Annotated in this window: 12 protein-coding genes and 1 pseudogene; 7 read left to right on the forward strand and 6 right to left on the reverse strand. The window is 48.5% G+C overall.

Annotation, left to right across the window (positions count from 1 at the left end; all coding sequences use genetic code 11):
- Positions 1 to 267: 267 nt before the first annotated feature.
- Positions 268 to 2,784 carry a TonB-dependent receptor gene (locus ACHZCJ_RS08105; RefSeq protein ID WP_321325464.1) on the reverse strand — a complete coding sequence of 839 codons (2,517 nt, stop codon included), beginning with the start codon at positions 2,782 to 2,784 and terminating at the stop codon, positions 268 to 270.
- A gap of 604 nt (positions 2,785 to 3,388) precedes the next feature.
- On the opposite strand from ACHZCJ_RS08105, the gene ACHZCJ_RS08110 reads away from it, so the two are divergent.
- From ACHZCJ_RS08110 to ACHZCJ_RS08120, 3 genes and pseudogenes are all read left to right on the forward strand, one after another.
- Positions 3,389 to 4,318 (forward strand): LysR family transcriptional regulator, encoded by a 930-nt coding sequence (locus tag ACHZCJ_RS08110; RefSeq protein WP_321325468.1) that lies wholly within the window; start codon positions 3,389 to 3,391, stop codon positions 4,316 to 4,318.
- Between the two features lie 354 nt (positions 4,319 to 4,672).
- Entirely contained in the window at positions 4,673 to 6,127 is a 1,455-nt protein-coding gene (locus ACHZCJ_RS08115) for an MFS transporter (RefSeq protein ID WP_321325470.1), read from the forward strand.
- Between the two features lie 188 nt (positions 6,128 to 6,315).
- A pseudogene (locus ACHZCJ_RS08120) lies at positions 6,316 to 7,168 on the forward strand (helix-turn-helix domain-containing protein).
- 65 nt (positions 7,169 to 7,233) lie between these two features.
- Here the strand turns inward: ACHZCJ_RS08120 and ACHZCJ_RS08125 are convergent.
- Both ACHZCJ_RS08125 and ACHZCJ_RS08130 read right to left on the reverse strand, forming a co-directional pair.
- Positions 7,234 to 8,718, reverse strand: coding sequence for an aldehyde dehydrogenase (locus tag ACHZCJ_RS08125; protein ID WP_321325473.1), 1,485 nt, complete (start codon positions 8,716 to 8,718; stop codon positions 7,234 to 7,236).
- A 168-nt stretch (positions 8,719 to 8,886) separates the two neighbouring features.
- A complete protein-coding gene (locus ACHZCJ_RS08130; protein WP_321325475.1) occupies positions 8,887 to 9,627 on the reverse strand; it encodes a cupin domain-containing protein in 741 nt (246 codons plus the stop codon).
- Between the two features lie 535 nt (positions 9,628 to 10,162).
- Here ACHZCJ_RS08130 and ACHZCJ_RS08135 point away from each other — a divergent pair.
- From ACHZCJ_RS08135 to ACHZCJ_RS08150, 4 genes are read left to right on the forward strand one after another with little or no spacing between them, the layout of a single operon-like run.
- Entirely contained in the window at positions 10,163 to 12,061 is a 1,899-nt protein-coding gene (locus ACHZCJ_RS08135; RefSeq protein ID WP_321325476.1) for an AMP-binding protein, read from the forward strand.
- Positions 12,055 to 12,864 carry an alpha/beta fold hydrolase gene (locus ACHZCJ_RS08140; RefSeq protein ID WP_321325478.1) on the forward strand — a complete coding sequence of 270 codons (810 nt, stop codon included), beginning with the start codon at positions 12,055 to 12,057 and terminating at the stop codon, positions 12,862 to 12,864. The genes ACHZCJ_RS08135 and ACHZCJ_RS08140 overlap by 7 nt, the downstream gene beginning before the upstream one ends.
- A gap of 1 nt (position 12,865) precedes the next feature.
- Positions 12,866 to 13,354: a cupin domain-containing protein gene (locus tag ACHZCJ_RS08145; protein ID WP_321325480.1), complete on the forward strand. Its 489-nt coding sequence runs from the start codon at positions 12,866 to 12,868 to the stop codon at positions 13,352 to 13,354.
- Positions 13,351 to 14,334, forward strand: coding sequence for an ornithine cyclodeaminase family protein (locus ACHZCJ_RS08150; RefSeq protein WP_321325482.1), 984 nt, complete (start codon positions 13,351 to 13,353; stop codon positions 14,332 to 14,334). The genes ACHZCJ_RS08145 and ACHZCJ_RS08150 overlap by 4 nt, the downstream gene beginning before the upstream one ends.
- 23 nt (positions 14,335 to 14,357) lie before the next feature.
- On the opposite strand, the gene ACHZCJ_RS08155 is transcribed toward ACHZCJ_RS08150, so the two are convergent.
- The 3 genes from ACHZCJ_RS08155 to ACHZCJ_RS08165 form a co-directional block, all read right to left on the reverse strand.
- Positions 14,358 to 15,485, reverse strand: a complete 1,128-nt coding sequence (locus ACHZCJ_RS08155; RefSeq protein ID WP_321325484.1) for a CaiB/BaiF CoA-transferase family protein — start codon at positions 15,483 to 15,485, stop codon at positions 14,358 to 14,360.
- Entirely contained in the window at positions 15,482 to 16,735 is a 1,254-nt protein-coding gene (locus ACHZCJ_RS08160; protein WP_321325486.1) for a methylaspartate ammonia-lyase, read from the reverse strand. The genes ACHZCJ_RS08155 and ACHZCJ_RS08160 overlap by 4 nt, the downstream gene beginning before the upstream one ends.
- A 339-nt stretch (positions 16,736 to 17,074) precedes the next feature.
- Complete coding sequence (locus tag ACHZCJ_RS08165) at positions 17,075 to 17,860, reverse strand: helix-turn-helix domain-containing protein (RefSeq protein ID WP_321325488.1); 786 nt, start codon at positions 17,858 to 17,860, stop codon at positions 17,075 to 17,077.
- Positions 17,861 to 17,967 lie beyond the last annotated feature (107 nt).

Below are 17,967 nucleotides of genomic sequence, written 5' to 3' on the forward strand. Positions count from 1 at the left end.
TCCTCCAGTAACGAAACTATTATAGAAACACTCTAGCTATATTTAGTCCAGCAGTGGTGTCGTAATTATTCTTTGGTCGCATAACGAGCATTTGCTGAAGACTTCGCCGCATTGACCTATTCCAGAGAAATCAGCTGACAGCCTCAGCTTAACGTCAATTTTTCGCGGTAGGACTATCGGGCCAAAAGCCCTCGATTGCACCAAGTAAAAGATGAAGTGGCCGGCCTCTGCAACACGTTATGGGCCGGCCTCAAGTTTGTTCAAATTTTAAAATGAATACTTAAAATTTAGACCCACATTAATAGGGTCTGGTAAGAAAACTAATGCACCCACAGGATAACCAGGTAGTGTAAAATCTCGTGCCTCTACAACATTGGTTGGCGTATCGTCATCAAACAAGTTTTCAATAAAGAAAGTCAATTTTATCTTGTCCGAAGCGATACCAGCCCGCAGATCAGCCCGATAATAATCAGGCGCTGTGATAAGATTTGAAGCTTGTGTGTAGCGCTCACCTTTGTATCTCAAGCTTGGCTCAATGAAGAGATCAAGTGAATCACTGATTGGTGTGGCGTAGCTTGCAAACAACTGCCACTGATGCTTAGGCACCTGACCGGGGCGCTTACCATCTAGAGAGATAATGCAGCCATCTTGCGCGCCAACAGTCTCGATCCTTACACAAGACCCATTTACAGCCGTGCCTGCTGTACTAGTGAAAAACTCGTAATCCGTAAACTTAGCATCCAAATAAGTGTAAGCGCCACTTACAGTCAGTTGATCGCTTAGCGACAGCGAGAAGTCGATATCAGCTCCATAAATCCGCGATTTTCCTGCGTTAGCTATTGCGGGTCGAGGAACTTGCGAAGCCAAATCTAGCACCGTCGTGCTGACTTGCTGATCGGTATAATCTTGATAAAATACCGATCCGTTGAATGTGATCGCACCGTCAGCCAAAACTGACTTGATGCCTGCCTCATAGCTCCATAATTGCTCGGCTTTAAACAGCGTAGAATCATTGAAGGAATCAGCCGAATTGGTAGAATGACCTGCAGGCTTTACTGCTTTCGCTACCGACGCGTAAATAGTCAAATCATCGTTGGGCTTAAATGTAATCGTGCCCTTTGGAGTAAAATAACTATCCTTACTGAACCCAGGTTCTTGAACACCGGGAACAACAGTTACCTGTTGAAAAATGGGAGGCGAATTTGGAACAGGAATACCTAGAGATATATTCACAGTACCGTTGGTACGATAAGAGATATCCTCGCTAGCATACCGACCTTCCAAGCTTACCGACAATTTACTCGTCATATCCATCTCAGTCCAAACGAATGCAGAAATGTGCTCAGTCTTACGACTGAAAGTCCGCGTATTATCCAATAGTTGCCCACGAAAAAAACTACGGATGTCGGCCGTCGAAATTTGCCCGAGGGGTATAACTGTTGGCTGATCCTGACCTTGACTGATCTTTTCACGCCAATACAAACCACCAATCATCCAACGAAAGCTTGATGATGGGTTGTCAGAAAATATTTGAAACTCCTGACTATATAGATCTTGCTGTGTATCGAGATACAAAACCTGCGAAACAACACCCGGAATTACTGCCCCGGTCCCCGCTGAGTTTAGAGTGCCATCAGGGTTGACCCAAGGCTGTGGCTGGAAGTTGTTGGTTTGCTGGTTAACCTGATCAAACCCAAGATAGCTGGAAATCGACTTTATACCAATATCTTCTGCACCAATCTCCAAAATGTTGCTGATCAAAGTGTCTTTGCGCTGAGTTCCAGGAAAATCGTTACCATTGAAGGGGTCAAGCGGAATGAAAACGGCGCCGGAATCTGTAGAGCTGGGTACTTTTCCCAAATAAGTATTAGTGGACGGGACACCAAGCGCAGCCGCAGCATCGGGCGCAAATGAGACGGTCGTGTTTGGCGCAAGGAAATTCGCTGGCGACATCTTCGAATCTTGCTCCGAATACTCGATTCTAAGATAGTTTGAAATCCCATAGCTCGGCTCAATCAACAAGCTTCCAGAGACGCCGTGCCCTTGATTTGTGCCAATCCGCGAACCGCTAACCCTATTACGATACGAACCGCCATCGTCCCAATAGGCAGCCGCCATCCCAAGCCCAACCTTACCCTCTAAAATCGGCCCTCTGACCTTAGCCGACAACTCCCATTCGCGCTCTGAAGCTACCTGAGCAGCGACACTACCGCTCCAGTCAAATAAATCGGGACGCCGCGTTACAAAGTTAATAGCGCCTCCGAAGGCAGAGCGCCCATAGAGAGCTACTTGCGATCCCTTTACCACCTCAATCCGCTCCAGATCGAGCAGGCGCTGGTTTGGGAAATATCCAACTCCAGACCCATAAACCGCTTCAGTTGTAACATCGGCATCATCGATACGTAGAGCTACGGAACTACGCCCAAGATCGACATTGAGACCTCGAAGGGATATTTTTGTGGCCCCTGGCCGAACACCTTCGGTGAATTCCAGCCCCGGACTGAACTTTGCAAGATCATCGACCGAAGCGATATTTAGCTGCTCCAGCTTATCGGCGCCAAATGCGGTTATCACAAGAGGTACATCAGAGAGGTCCTCCTCACCGCGTCGTGCAGTAACAACAATTTCAGATTGATTTTTTGGTTCATTGGCCTCTGCCACTTCGTCAACGTTCTCTTTGGCAAATACAGATGCCGACGCAAGCACAGCAAACATAGATGTCGATGCAAGTGCAGTAAACTTCACTATCACAGCCGACTTCAAAAAACCTCTAGAAATTTCCATTACTTCATCCCCGTTTTCTCAAATATTAATGCGTTTTCGCAAGCAATGCAGGTTGATTCATCGAACGCTCGCTCGATGCCTTTTACTCTCAAACTGCGGCGCAACGACGCCTCCTGATGACGCTTGCGAGTATTGAGTAAGATTACAAATTTGTGAATTTCATGATGTGTTATCAGTGATAGATTTTTGCTATACTGGAAAAACTTGAAGGGAATTGTTGCCATAGCAGGATTGCGCCTTCAGGCCGTGCGTGACATAAGAAGCGGCAGACGGACACACATGATCATACGCGATAAGCCGCACCATGGTTGAGATGAATATACGCCGATTAACCCGCTCTGCCTGCTTAATGAAGCCAGGATTCCATTGAGAATGCCTTCCTACAGTGCTCGGAACAGCAATATCGCAAACATGCTGCTCTCCGGGTGACGTCGTGGTAAGCATTTAATTTTGTGCGACAAAACTGAGCATTCTTTACTGGCCCGGGAGGCAAAATTTGGATTATGAGTTACGGCTTGAATGCAGCACGGTTTTATTGAAAGTGCGCAAGACGGTCTAAAAATGCCATTATACTCGTGCATGCAGTACCCAAGGAAACGGAAAAATGAACCTCAACCAACTCAAATATTTTGTAGCGGTCGCCAAGCACGGAAGCTTCAGGCGGGCAGCCAAGGAGTTGAACATTAGCCAACCAGCGCTTTCAAACAGCATCAAGACGCTCGAAGAATTTCTCGGCGCAAAGCTGCTGGAACGCGGGCCACATCAAATAACCCGCACACCCTATGGTGTCGTTACCGAAAAATTTTTTTCGTCCGCACTACGATCCGTTGATCGCGCGACACGAGAAATTGAATTGATGAAGCGTGGTTCGCGAGGACATGTGAACATCGGCGCGCCAACTGGGTTAATGAGCGACTTACTACCTAAGATAATTGGCGCACTGAGAAAAAAACATCCCAGCTACACCTTCTCTGTCCACTTTGCGAACTTCGAGCAGCTGCTTGTTCGTTTGAGGGAAGGGACTCTCGATGTTCTTGTAACCGGCTATTGGAATGAAGCGCATTTGGCGAGCGATTTGACTGTCGAGAGCTTCGCAAAAGCCAGCATGTCTATTTATTGTCGATCGCAACATCCGCTCGTTGGTAAAAAAGAGGTGTCGTTGCAAGACCTCGCTGAACATGAATGGATTTTACCAGATTCACCTTTAACAAGATCATTTCTAAAATCAGCATTCGGTGGTGTAGGTCATTTTTCAACAGTCAACCAACCCATTACTTCAGACTTCATCCCATTTATCCATGCAATGATGCTTTCCGCGGATTTGATCGGCCTAATCTCAGATTATTATGTGAAGGATTTTGTCGCAGAAGGCAGCTTAGTTAAGCTTGAGTGCGCATCCTTCGCGGATGAAGTAAATGTCGGATTGATTTACTTCGAGGATCGCCTGCGAACTCCAGCGATGTATGCATTTCTCAAAATGGCACGCGACCTAGGCCGTGCATCATTCAAGGAAGAAGTAGACGCCCATTCATAAATTATATCATAAAATTCAAAGTCGCAACTAGGCACAAAAAGTTTTCTTGGCCAGATGGTGAAGGATGATAACTGCAACTTTCCTATTATTCATCACGGATGGAGATAGAAACTCAAGGGTCCTAGATGATGAAGTCCAACTCACCATATTAAGGACACTCGATTTCGAGTAAGCACACACTCAATTGCTGCCATTTTTATTTCGAAAATCGCAGGATATCAAAACCGGCCTTGCCTCCCTAGGATAAGTTCGAAAATATAATGACTGTAGAAATAAGCCAATTTTTGATCGCGTTATGGCCTTTTTGAAATCTACGCACAGAAATCGACAAAATCGTAGTGAGGCAGAGCCAGAATGGTAGACATTGAGCAAAATCAGAAGTCCTCTGGCACCTGTAAATCTGCCTCAGATACGAGAACAGCCAGTTCCAAAGCAGTTCACGGTGTTTTACCCGAAAATGATTCAATTGAAGTATTGGCAACCGGTCGAACTGAAACCTCCTCGGTCCCACAAAAGTTAGACTTAAAGATTAGTATTGGCTGGGCAATTGGCTCGCTAGGGACTAGTACATTGCTGTATTTGGTCAGTTCGCTATATCTCAAGTTCATCGTTGACAATCTGTTGATCACCGCCTCTTTGGCCGCAACGATCATTGCTGTAACTCGTCTGTTCGATGCAGCAATTGATCCTTTAATGGGTTCGCTTAGCGATAGGACGCAATCGCGTTGGGGGAGAAGACGACCTTATCTGCTATTGGGTGGAGTACTTTGCTCCATTTCCCTCATACTATTATTTTCAGATCCGTTGAGCTTGGCGGCTATAAATCCACCTGTCTATGTATCGATCACGCTGTGCTTGTACGCGATCGCCTACACAATTTTTAATGTGCCCTATATCGCAATGTCGTATGAGTTAACCGATAACAAAAAACAACGGACTTGGCTGATGTCGTATCGGCTTTATGCCATCGGTGTAGCTGGAATAATCGCGCAAGGGCTTGCACCTTGGATTGTGACCGTAGGAGGCGGTGGTATGCAAGGGTTTGCTTTAGTGGGATGGGTCATGTCTGTCATTGTCCTAGGGTCTTGCCTAACTGCGTTTTTCATGACATCGAATGCAAGAGTAATTCCTCTCAAAGCAACAGCTACTAGACCTCGCTTGCGCGATATGGGCAAGGCTTTTCAAAACAAACCTTTCCGGCGCCTGATATTCGCTAAATGCTCCTATTTGCTGGGGACTGGAGTGCAGATTGCCGCCTTAGCCTTCTTTATCACCGTAGCACTGGCAACGGAACTTTCTATTCTTGGTATCGTCAGTGGATCGCTACTAACTAGCTTGATTGTTTCACAACCTATCTGGGTGTGGATATGCAACCGCATCGGCAAGCGCGACACATTTTTTATTGCCGTGCCATTAAGTGTTCTTGCAAGCCTCAGTTGGTTTTTGGCCGGTCCAGGAGAATCCTATGTCGGATTCATTCTGCGGGGGGTGCTTTTAGGATTGGGTGGCGGTGGTATGCAACTCGTGATCCAAGCAATGTTACCTGATGTAATGGAATATGAATCGGAGCGCACCAACGTACCGCAAGAAGGTGTACTTGCTGGTGTCTTCACCACTGTCGAACGTGGCGTCTCGGCCTTAGCGGTAGCCATAGCAGGCTTGACAATGGGGCTGGGAGGGTACGTCGCGGGACAACAGGTTCAGTCGGATTCGGCGATAATGTCGCTATATGTGTGCGTAGCGATTTTCCCATGTCTCGGCACGATCGGCGCGGCTTTGATCTTGCGTGGCTATACATTACGAAGCTAAAACTAATCGAACACGCTTCCATATTGCAAAGGCAAGTCAATTTCGTCGAATAACTCACTGTCGAATTATTAGGGCGCCCACTGTAGATATGTAGGAACTCTTGATACATCTTCTGTAAATTCCCAGCATAGCAAGGAGATCGTCGATTGACCAAGGAAAACGAACGCGAAGTACAGCGCAAATAACGGATATTGCAACGCGAAGAGAAGATAGGGCATGACGCCAAGACCTGCCGCTATTTTGGCATTGCCCAGGCCAGCTTTTGCAGATGGAAGTCGGCGTACCGACGCGATGGCGAGGATGGTCTGGTCAATGCCAAAACCATTCCTCTAAATGCCCATAACCAGACACTGCCTGAAGTGGTGGATAAGGTGCTTCATCTCCGGCGCAAATACCACCTCGGACCCGAACGGATTATGCGGTACCTTGCGCGCTATCACGGCATCAAACTGTCCGATGCAACCATATATCGAATACTTAAGCGCAACGGCGTGAGGAGGCTGCCGCGCGGACCGCACCCTTGTAAGGTTCACACCAAACGCTACAACAAGCAGGTTCCTGGTCACCATATCCAGATGGATGTCAAGTTCCTGACTTTTATTGGAAAGAAGGGCGAGAAGACACGTCGCTTCCAATATACGGCCATTGATGACGCGACCCGCGTTCGGGCGCTCAAGGTCTATAAAAAACATACCCAAGCCAACGCGATCGACTTCGTCGACCACATCATTGAAAAGTTCCCCTTCCGTATACGCGAAATCAGAACCGACAATGGTCACGAGTTCCAAGCGAAGTTCCATTGGCGTGTCGAAGATCTGGGCATTCGACATGCATATATCAAAAGGGGTGCTCACCAACTCACCAGCAAAGTGGAACGATCACACCATCAGATCAGCAGGAGTGTTACCAGCTGCTAAGCTATAAAGGCGACGTCGATTTGGAAGCCAAACTCGATGAATGACAGCGCTTCTATAACTTCCACAGACCCCACGGTGCATTCAAAGGGAAACACCCTATGAAGCGCTCAGAAAAAGGCTATAATCGAGAAGAGAGAATGTCTCTCCTGTCACCAAATGTTACGATAATAAAAGCTTATCAGGCACGGATTAGAATAGTGGAGGAACAGCATTGAGCAAAATTGTTTTGGGTTCTAAATAAGACCTTAAGCCCGCCACTCCGCCTTCACGTCCGATCCCGGACTTCTTGAATCCGCCAAAGCCTATGTTGAAATCTACCATGCCAGAATTCTGCGCAACCGTCCCTGTTCGGAGCCGGCGTGCTATATCATAAGCCCGCTGGGTATCATTAGTGAAGACAGCTCCGGCTAAACCGAATTCGGAATCATTAGCTATTTCGATTGCATGATCAATATCGTCATACGGTATCACGACAAGTACGGGACCGAAGAATTCTTCTTGAGCGATGCGCATGCCATTATTGACGTTAGCAAAAATCGTAGGCTCTATGAAATAGCCGCGATCTAGGTGGGCAGGTCGTTTACCGCCGGTGACCAATGTCGCGCCTTCTTTTACCCCCTGAGCTATAAGGCTTTCAATTTTTTCGAGTTGACGCTTCATAGCAACAGGACCGACAATCGTCCCCTCTTCAAAAGTATGCCCCACTTTCACCTGCTCGGCAATTGCCTTCATCTTGGCGACTAATTCGTCGTGTCGTTGTCGGCTGACTAACGCGCGTGACAAGAGCGCGCAATTTTGCCCGCTTATTGAGCATATTCCGTCAATAAGTGTCTTGGCGACCGTATCAAGATCAAAATCATCAAGGATAATCGCAGCGGATTTTCCTCCAAGTTCCAAGGTGCATCGTGCAACCCGTTGACCGCAGACCGATGCGATCCGCTGACCAGCTACCACACTTCCTGTAAAACTTACTTTGTCTACATCTGTCCTTTGCACAAGATAATCGGATACATCGCGATGAGCACACAACAGATTCAGCACCCCACGCGGCAGACCGATTTCATCAGCACATTGTGCTATTATGTATGCCTCGAGCGGCGTCTCCGGCGAGGGCTTCATGATTACTGTGCAGCCTGCGATTAAGGCTGGGCCTACCTTGTTTAACATCGTATTGACCGGCACATTCCAAGGCGCGATGGCTACGACAACGCCGACTGGTTCATATGCCAGCAGACCGACACCACTGACCATAGTTTCACGCTGCTCGATAAACTCAAAATGCTGAGCCGCTTTAAGATATTGCTCCATCACCTTTGTAAAATGTGGAGCGATCATTTTAGCTTTATCGTATGGTACGCCGATTTGATGACTCCAACACAACGCAAAATCTGATGAACGTGCCTGTATCGCTTCAGATAATTTGCGAACCCAATCCACGCGTTCGCTTATTGGAAGCCGAGACCATGGTCCCTTGTCAAATGCTTGTCGGGCTGCTGCGACTGCTAAATCTGCATCCTGCTCAGCTGCTTCCGTGACACGCGCAACGACCTCCTCAGAATCGGGGGACACCACGCTGATCATTTTATCGTCAAAAGAAGTGGTCCATTCTCCATCGACGTATATCCTGTCGAGGGGGGTGTTACTCAAATCAAGCTGGGGTTGCTGGTTATTCATATTGTATTCCTCGTGATTGTTTGGAAACTCGCACCGTCTGAAAAAACTTTAATATTCCTAAGTTTGTTGACAGACATTCGTTGGGTTCTAGTAAAGCTGCAAAACATATACTTGGCCGCATCCATTCGGTGAATTTTCACTTTCAAGCCGTATTTTCGCAAAAAAGCGTTATGCGTGTGAAATCCGCATCTCCCCTCCATGACTCACCATCACCGCCCCAGCCGTTTTGCAATGGATCCTCAGCGAGGCTAGATTTGACGCATCGCACATATAGGAATGCGCCCGCATTTCTGGACTGTTCGCCATTTTGTAAACCCCTGAAAGCGTAAAAACTTCGAGAAGGTTGGGTGCTTCCAGCACGATGCCGGCGTCACTATTGGAAAATTCAATCAGTGTGCTACCCTTCCCCGTTTCATTGTGAATCTGGAGAGGTCTTGCGATCAATCCAGGAACATCGCAAGATACTGTACCGGGCTGCACCTCATTAACGGACGCTAACTGCACAAAATTTTCGCCCGAGACATGCCCCTCTAGAAGATAAGGAGTGTTACTTTTCGGGCATTCTTCCCACCAAAGCTTGTTAGTGTCGCTTATTCTTACGTACAATTCGTATCCTCCACGGACATGTACGTTTGTGCCGTGCACAAAATAGGCGGGATAGAACGCATATGATCCTTTTTTAAACCAGGTCGAGCCATCAAATGTAAAGCTGCCTCCAAGGCCAAAGAGCTCTTCATCCGCAGGATGGTATTGCCCGCGAGGTGGATTAGGGTCACGTGCTGCTGATCGGAGCAGCATTGTGTGAGGCCCTTTTTCTCTGCTACCATTTAGAAGCTTAAAACTAACATCTGCATTTGCATTCTGCCAAGGCAAATCAGCGGTATCAATCGGATCTCGAGTTTTTCTCATATCACTTTCTAGAAATGTATCTTGTTGTGGAAACGGAACTGCATGGAAGCGCGCTCATTGTAATTTGAACGAAATTACCGTCCTATCCGGATGGTGCTGCTACAATCAGAATTCTAATGCCTACTTAACCGCCAAGCCCCTCTGAAAATTGAAGAAACAAAGCGTTTCTTCATACCTACTAGATGATCAGAATATGCTGCCTTTAACTGAAGATTATCGCTGCATATTCACAATGGGATGGACCCTCGGGTAGAACGAAAGAAAATTCATGTTCAAAAATCAGACTGGTCGTAGAGTAACAAAACCTTGGTTAGGTAGAGAAGGACAACAAAGCCGGCGATTCAGGCAGAGTTGGGCGCATCACTAACTCCATTTGGCAGAAGCGTTAATATCATCCGGTGCAAGCTAAAAAATTAATCGTCACAAGCTCTGACTGCCTATGATGATTTCCGCTTAAAAAGTCGATGTGGTCACTCCTTGACCACGGCGTGATTTTGTATGGACTCCGAAAGATAGTAGAAGAATAACGTTTGGTATGAAAGATTTCGAATACTTCACGAACATGGCATCAGAAGACCCTGAAGGATTCTGGGCTACTCGCGCCGAAGCTCTAGATTGGTTCAGAAAATGGGATCGAATTCTGGATGAAACATCGACGCCAATACCTACTTGGTTCGAAGGGGGTAGAATCAATGCCACATGGAATTGTGTCGACCGCCACGTCGCATCCGGTCATGGCGAACAAACCGCAATCCGCTTCGAAAGCCCCTTCACAAACTGCAGTCGCACACTGACTTACGCGGAGCTACTGGACCGAGTCTCAAAGCTGGCTGGCGCATTATCAAAACGCGGAATTACTGTTGGCGACCGTGTGCTGATTTACATGCCAAACTCGCCAGAAGCCATTATAGCGATGCTAGCTTGTGCGCGTATTGGTGCAATACATTCGGTTGTATTTGGAGGTTTTGCTGCTGCCGAACTCGCTGTGAGGATTGATGATTGCGAGCCCAACGCAATTCTGACGGCATCCTGCGGGATCGAGGGAAAGAAAATACTCCCATATCAGCCAATCATCGAAGATGCTCTTAACTTGGCGCGGTATACACCCAATTTTGTTGTATTTTGGCAACGCGAAGAGCAGCCAGCAAATCTGTCGGGCCAACCTAAGCACAATGCTGCAGTGATCGACTGGAACGCCGCGATTGAAGATGCCGATCCGGTCGATTGCGTTCCAGTTGACTCAACCCATCCACTCTACATACTCTACACTTCCGGCACAACGGGCCAGCCCAAAGGTGTCGTGCGGGATACTGGTGGATATCTGACCGCATTGGCCTGGACGATGAATGCAGTCTATGATTGCCCAAGCGAAGCGACATTCTGGGCGGCCAGTGATGTCGGCTGGGTCGTGGGCCATAGTTATATGGGCTATGGCCCCCTGCTTGCACGCTGCACGACCATTATATTTGAAGGTAAGCCAGTCGGCACACCAGACGCTGGAATTTTCTGGAGGACTATAGCTCAGCACAAGGTACGTACCTTTTTCACTGCCCCGACCGCAATCCGCGCGATCAGACAGGCAGACCCGGAAGCAAGCTTTCTGAAAGATGTCGACTTGTCACATCTCAAAATAATTTTCCTCGCGGGAGAAAGAACAGATCCTGACACACTTGAATGGCTGGCAGAAAAGGTTGGTGTTCCGGTGATTGATCATTGGTGGCAAACAGAGACAGGCTGGCCAATTTGCGCCAACCCTTCGGGAATTGAATTACTTCCGGTGAAGGCTGGCTCCACTGGGCCTGCGCTGCCCGGCTGGCACGTTTGCTGCCTTGATGATCGCGGCGAAGAAGTCGCACGAGAAGACACTGGTGCATTGGCGATCCGACTGCCGTTACCGCCCGGGGCTGCGCCGACATTATGGAACGCAGCTGACCGTTATCACCAAGCCTATCTCTCACGCTTTGAAGGCTATTATCAAAGCGGTGACGCCGGGTTCATCGACGAAGGTGGATATGTTCACGTTATGGGCCGCACCGACGATGTCATAAACGTGGCCGGTCACCGACTGTCTTCTTCTGCAATCGAGGAAATTCTAGCCAAACATGACGCTGTCGCTGACTGTGCAGTGATCGGGGTGGCGGATCAACTCAAGGGCGAATTGCCGCACGGGTTCGTAGTTCTGAAAGCCGGCGAGCCCAGAGAAGCCGCCGTGTTAAAGAGCGAGCTGGTCGCCGCTGTTCGCAAACAAATCGGTCCAGTGGCTTCTTTCAAAACAGTCCATATAGTCCAACGGTTGCCTAAAACACGTTCAGGAAAGATATTGCGACGAACGATGCGCCAAATTGCAGATGGCCAGCCAGTATCTATACCTGCAACGATCGAAGACCCGCGAGTGCTTGACGATTATTACCAATTGTACGCCGCTGTATGCTAAAGGAAACGTACAAGGTTGATCTCGGCGATGCCCTTATGCATGTCAGGATATACGGCAAGGGCCCACCCCTGATACTGCTTGCTGGATTGGGCGGCCGTGGTGCCTTCTGGCATGGTCAAATCGAGGCCTTTGCTGCATCTCACCGCTTGATCGTGCCCGACCATCGCGGTTGCGGCGACAGTACACGCGGCAAGTGCGTATCCAGCATCGCCCACATGGCATCAGATTTCATGCGAATGATGGATACGCTAGACATCGAAAGATCCAAACTGGTGGGACATTCAACCGGCGGAGCGATTGGACAGTATCTCGCTATCTTTCACCCGGAGCGCATTAACCGTTTGGTACTAAGCAGCAGCTGGGCTGGTCCAGATACTTACTTCACAAAACTGTTCGAACATCGCAAAACGGTGCTCCAACAATGTGGTCCGGAAGCATATTTATGGCAAGGCATGGTATTGGCTATACCTACGAATCGCCTGCAGCCTATTATGAAAAGCGGTGAGAATATCATTTCGGAGCGTTTGGCCCAGTTTCCCGGAGTAGATGTCGAATTGTCCCGAATCAATGCGGTGATGGGTCACAATCTTCGAGAGCGCCTGCACGAGATTTCGGTGCCAACATTGTGCACCGCTGCGCTAGACGATCAGATCACTCCTCCTAGTTTCACTCAAGAGCTCGCTGCAAATATAGCTGGGGCGCAAATTCACCTTTTCGAACGCGGTGGCCATTTTTGCCCGACGACAGAAACCGAAGAATATAATAAACGTGTCTATGCATTTCTCAACCAAAAAGGAACATAACTTGGATCAGCTAAAGTCCTGCGTCGTCGGGCCAGATGAAGGTCGCTCCTTTTGGCAGCCGCTACCTTCTCGAGGTTACGTAACCATCAATCTCACCCCCGAGAACATGCCCTATGATACGTTTTCCAGCGGTATTCAGGTCTTACCCCGCGGGTGTGAAGTGCGCGAACACGGCCATCGCCAGAACCATGAACTGATTTTTATCTATGAAGGCGAAGGGATCGTGGAGATAAATGGCAAGGTTACGCCGATCATGCCTGGCGCAACGGTGCTTTTCTCGCGAAATGACCTGCACCGAATCGAAAATACGGGTGAGATAGATATCCGGTTGTTTTGGGTTTTCTTCCCGCCAGGTCTAGAAAACTGGTTCGAGGCCATCGGCAAGGAGCGCCAACCTAATGACCAAATGCCTGAACCATTTCCCCGACCGGAAAACGTGCAGGAAATCATGGCTCAAATGCGGTTCGTCCCGCCACGAAAAAAGTCATGAGGATTTTGAGCAAATCGGATGTGGAGCGATTGCTGCCAGTCGAAAAATGTATTCCCATTATGCGTGATGTGATGCAGCTCGTCTCTTCAGGCGGCGCGCTCTTACCCATCCGGCAGTTCATGCCCATCCCAGAAGTGGAGGGTAAAATGGCGATCATGCCGGGTGCCATTTCCCTACCCGCCTGTTTCGGGATTAAATTGGTCTGCAAGTACGAACGCGAACAAGGCAGCCAGCTCGGTAGCCACGTCGGCATGGTACTACTTTTCGATAGTGAGCGTGGGATCCCGCTAGCGATGCTGGAAGGCTCATCACTGACTGCCATACGGACTTCGGCTACCAGTGGATTGGCTACCGACCTGCTGGCGCGTTCGGATGCAAATCGGTTAGCCATTCTGGGCAATGGTGAACAAGCCATGCGTCACATTGCGGCAATGCGAGCGGTGCGGCCTATTACCCAAGTCTCTGTTTGGGGGCGGCACCTCGCGCGTGCTCAGGAATTCGCGAAAAAGGCCGAAAGCGTTTTCGACTTGCCGGTTATTGCACATCCAGGCGTATCGGAAGCCGTAACAGGTGCAGATATTGTCTGCACCACCACCGCAGCGCATCAACCCATCCTAGCTGGCTCACTACTTGAACCGGGAATGCATATCAATCTGGTTGGGGCAGCTATTCCCTCCGCAGCCGAAGTCGATAGGGAAGCAGTAAGCCGATCCCGCTATTACGTTGACTACCGACCTGCAGCTATGGCGGCCGCTGGGGAACTACTTCGGGCGATCGAAACAGGCGATGTAACCGAAGACTGCATAATCGCAGAAATTGGAGAAGTCGTAGCCGGAGTTTCTCCGGCCAGACAATCGGCGGAAGAGATTACAATGTACAAGTCGCTTGGTATTGCCGCTCAAGATTTGGCGGCAGCTCACGGCTTGTTCGCTGCCGCCGAGCGAGAACATGCAGGAATTGAGGTAGATTTATTGCTTTGAGACTGGGAAACTGTGGTAGAGAATTATGTCTTTCCAAACTCGTCGCGGAGACTCAAGCCGTGTTCGTCCTTCTTTGGGACTCTACCCAGCGTTATGCGTGTACCGTCAATGACTGGGGCGGGAGAGATAATGTCAATTGTCTCAGCATCCATTTTAATGGCAGAACGGCGGAGATGAGGATGCTCAGCGAGATCAGAAATCTTATTCAGCCGACCGTAGGCTATGCCGCTCTGCTCCAGCAGCCTGATCGCTTCTTCGGCATCTAGACTAAAGAACCTTGCACTGATCAGAGTATCTAGGGCCTCTCGATTTTGCAACCTTGCCATATTTGTCGCATACAAATCGTCCATGGCAACTTCAGGGCGACCCAGAAACACATCGCAAAAGCTAATCCATTCCCGCGCATTCTGGACCGAAAAAACAAGAGTAACCCCGTCTCTGCAACCATACGCACCGTAAGGCGAGAGAGAGGCGTGATTAACGCCTATCCGTTTCGTCTCCCGACCACCATATATTTCCTGAAGGAATGGGACATTCATCCAGTCCGCAAGCGCATCAAACAAGGATATCTCAATCAAACGACCCCGCTTTGTCCGCTCCCGTGCAAACAGAGCTTGTAAGATTGCTGCGTGTGCGTTCATGCCCGCGGCAATATCACAAACCGACACACCCACACGTGATGGCCCATCTTCCGTACCCGTTATCGAACACAATCCTGCCTCGGCCTGGACGATAAGGTCATAGGCCTTAAGATGAGCTCGTGGTCCGTCCGATCCAAAACCACTAATCGAACAACAGATGAGGCTCGGATAACGTTCTCGCAATTCTTTTGGGTGGAAACCCAACTTCCCCAGGCTCCCCGACTTAAGATTTTGTATAAATATATCGGCCTGAGCAACCATATTCTCCAGAATTGCCGCGTCACCAGACCGGCGAAGATCGAGGCAGATCGATTCTTTTCCGCGGTTGAGCCAGACAAAATAGGCACTCTCACCGCACACCAAATTGTCATAATCTCTAGCAAAATCGCCCTCGGGTCGTTCAACCTTGATCACGCGTGCCCCGGCATCAGCCAATCGCGAAGACACATATGGCGCGGCGACGGCTTGTTCCACAGAAACAACCGTTATGCCGACTAGGTCCTGATTCATGCCCTTACCTCTTTCTCAAATTTATGCCGGGTCGTTGCCAATAACCGTCTCTGTTCATTCCGGACGATAGTGATTGACTCATCGACCCCCATCCCAGGCTTGGCCAGCATCATATCTGCACGCGCTGCCACCGCAACATGAACGCAGACCTGCGCAGATTGATCTGTTTCCGCAGACGTACCTCCTGAATAGGCTCCCAACCCAGCGTCTTTTACCAGCTTGATGGCCTCCACCGTGTCGAGAATACTACCAAGATCTGGGGTCTTGACTTGGATGATATGACCGGCCTTATTGTCGCTGAACAAGCGAATGTCAGACAGTGTGTTGCAATATTCGTCGGCTACGATCTTCGCCGAACTACCCAATGCTTCCAACTCCCGGACAATATCTGCGTATCCATTAATTTGCGCTTCTTGCGAACCAAAATCGGCAGGGCATTCGATTGCCAAATCGAAATCCGGAACCGAATCTGCAATATCCGCAATAAATTCCGCGATCTCAACGACGTTTAAACTAATTCCAAGACCCACCCATCCATATGTGTCAAAATGTAGTGCCGGACGATATCCCCCCCCCCCTAAAGCACGCACTCTTTCCGCAACCCAGATCACATATTCTTGAAACTTTGCCCCCCGATAACCGAACTTCTCACTCGTATTTATTAGCCCGTGTGGCAAAATATCGATTGATTTCATGATCATCTTATCAACATTGTCATATCGCTCGTCTCCGCTTTGAGCGAATATCGGCACTTCCTGAACGGGCGGCGCAAGCCCCATATCCTCGGTAATAACCTCGGCCATAGTGATTTTACGTGCATGGGAGGCAGCACGCAGCAATGCTTGGCTCAAACCATATTTTATGGACTTGGGTAATGTGGAACCATCATTTTCATCGAAAAGTTTTTGACAATTTGGGATCAATGACATCGCCGCCAATCCAGCAACTTTGGGGCCAATTCTACGGTCCAGCAGACCACACATCTGCCCCGGAGTCAGGACTGGGTCCCGGCCGGAAGATCCCGCATATTGAACACTTGCGCAATCACCCCAGACAACCGTACCGTCACTGAGCACTAGCCCGACACTTACAGATTCGGCTGGGATCCTCACTCTTGCAAAACCAGGAGTCAGAGGCTTTCCAGACAATGTAAATCCGTTCAATCTTACGCCTCGCCGGATCGCGAGTTGGTCATCATAATAGAATGCACCAGTGTTAGGCGCTACGAGCAATTCAGAGATTGTTAGCATTTATTTGGTCGTCTCCGCGTATAGTAAGGATAATGGTTGACTAGATTATTTTGAACTCTTCAATAAAGAACCACCTCATTTCTCCGAAAACTTATCATTGATCTGTTATCAAGGTACACCGTCAATATATTTTCGAATGATTATTACAATTAGATTGGATGTACGTGGTTACCTATCGACCACATACATTCTCTACCTGTTGCAGTCGTGTCCATGAACTCGCTGTCAACGATTACCAATACAATGGCCGGACAGGAGATTTGATCGCAAAAGGTTATTGAGCGATAATTAGATAGGCCTATGCTACGCTGAACTACGTCGAACTCAAGAAACGATGAACTAAAGCTCAGAGTCCGCTAGCGCTAAACTGATCTTCCTGGACGTTTCCTGAAGCGCTGTCACCAGAGCTTTCTGGTCTACTTCAGTTTTAAGAGCGTTCGCGAAAAATATCACAGACAGGGTACCGATGATTTTGCACTCCATAGCTATAGGAACAACAATTGAATTGGTTCGACTATGCGAGCGAGCGAACTGATGGAAACCATTCATCAAATACCCAGCTTCCCGTATCTTTCGCGAGCGACTGCTTGATCTCGCTTGTTCTATGATTTCAGAACTATAGGTCTGGCCAGACGACACTAGGACATCAATCAAATCGTTGCGTCTGCCATCCTCCATATGAGCAAGATAAACACGCCCTGATCCGCATTTGAGAATAGGAGATGATGCACCGGGAAAATATCGATCAAACGTAAGCGGTGAGATTGCATGGGTACTATCTCGGATCACAATCATTTCACCAACCGGCGTGCAAAGTGAAAGTGGCCAGTGAAAGTTCCGTGTAAACGCCTCAATATACGGACGAGCTAATGCCACTAATTGGCTATGGTCTTGATATCCATTTGACAATGATTGAACCAGTGATGTTGGACGATATCGCTTTTTATCGGGTTCACTTTCAACTAAGTTGGCGACGATGAGAGTTCGCACTAGTCTGCTGGTGGTAGGATATGGGATGTTTGCAATTTTTGCAATGCCCATCATAGAAAGAGGTTCATTGTTATTGATTATTTGCAACACTTTAAGAGCGCGCATTACCGATCGAATTGGAACGCCTTTAAACATATAATTTATCTATCACTGCTTTATTTGATTGCGCGTTTTCACATTAAGCTCTGATCCCAACATTTAATCTGATCCTTATAAAAATGGCCTGTTATTAAACCCTCGCC

The sequence above is a fragment of the uncultured Parasphingorhabdus sp. genome, from assembly GCF_963677535.2.
GTDB lineage: Bacteria > Pseudomonadota > Alphaproteobacteria > Sphingomonadales > Sphingomonadaceae > Parasphingorhabdus.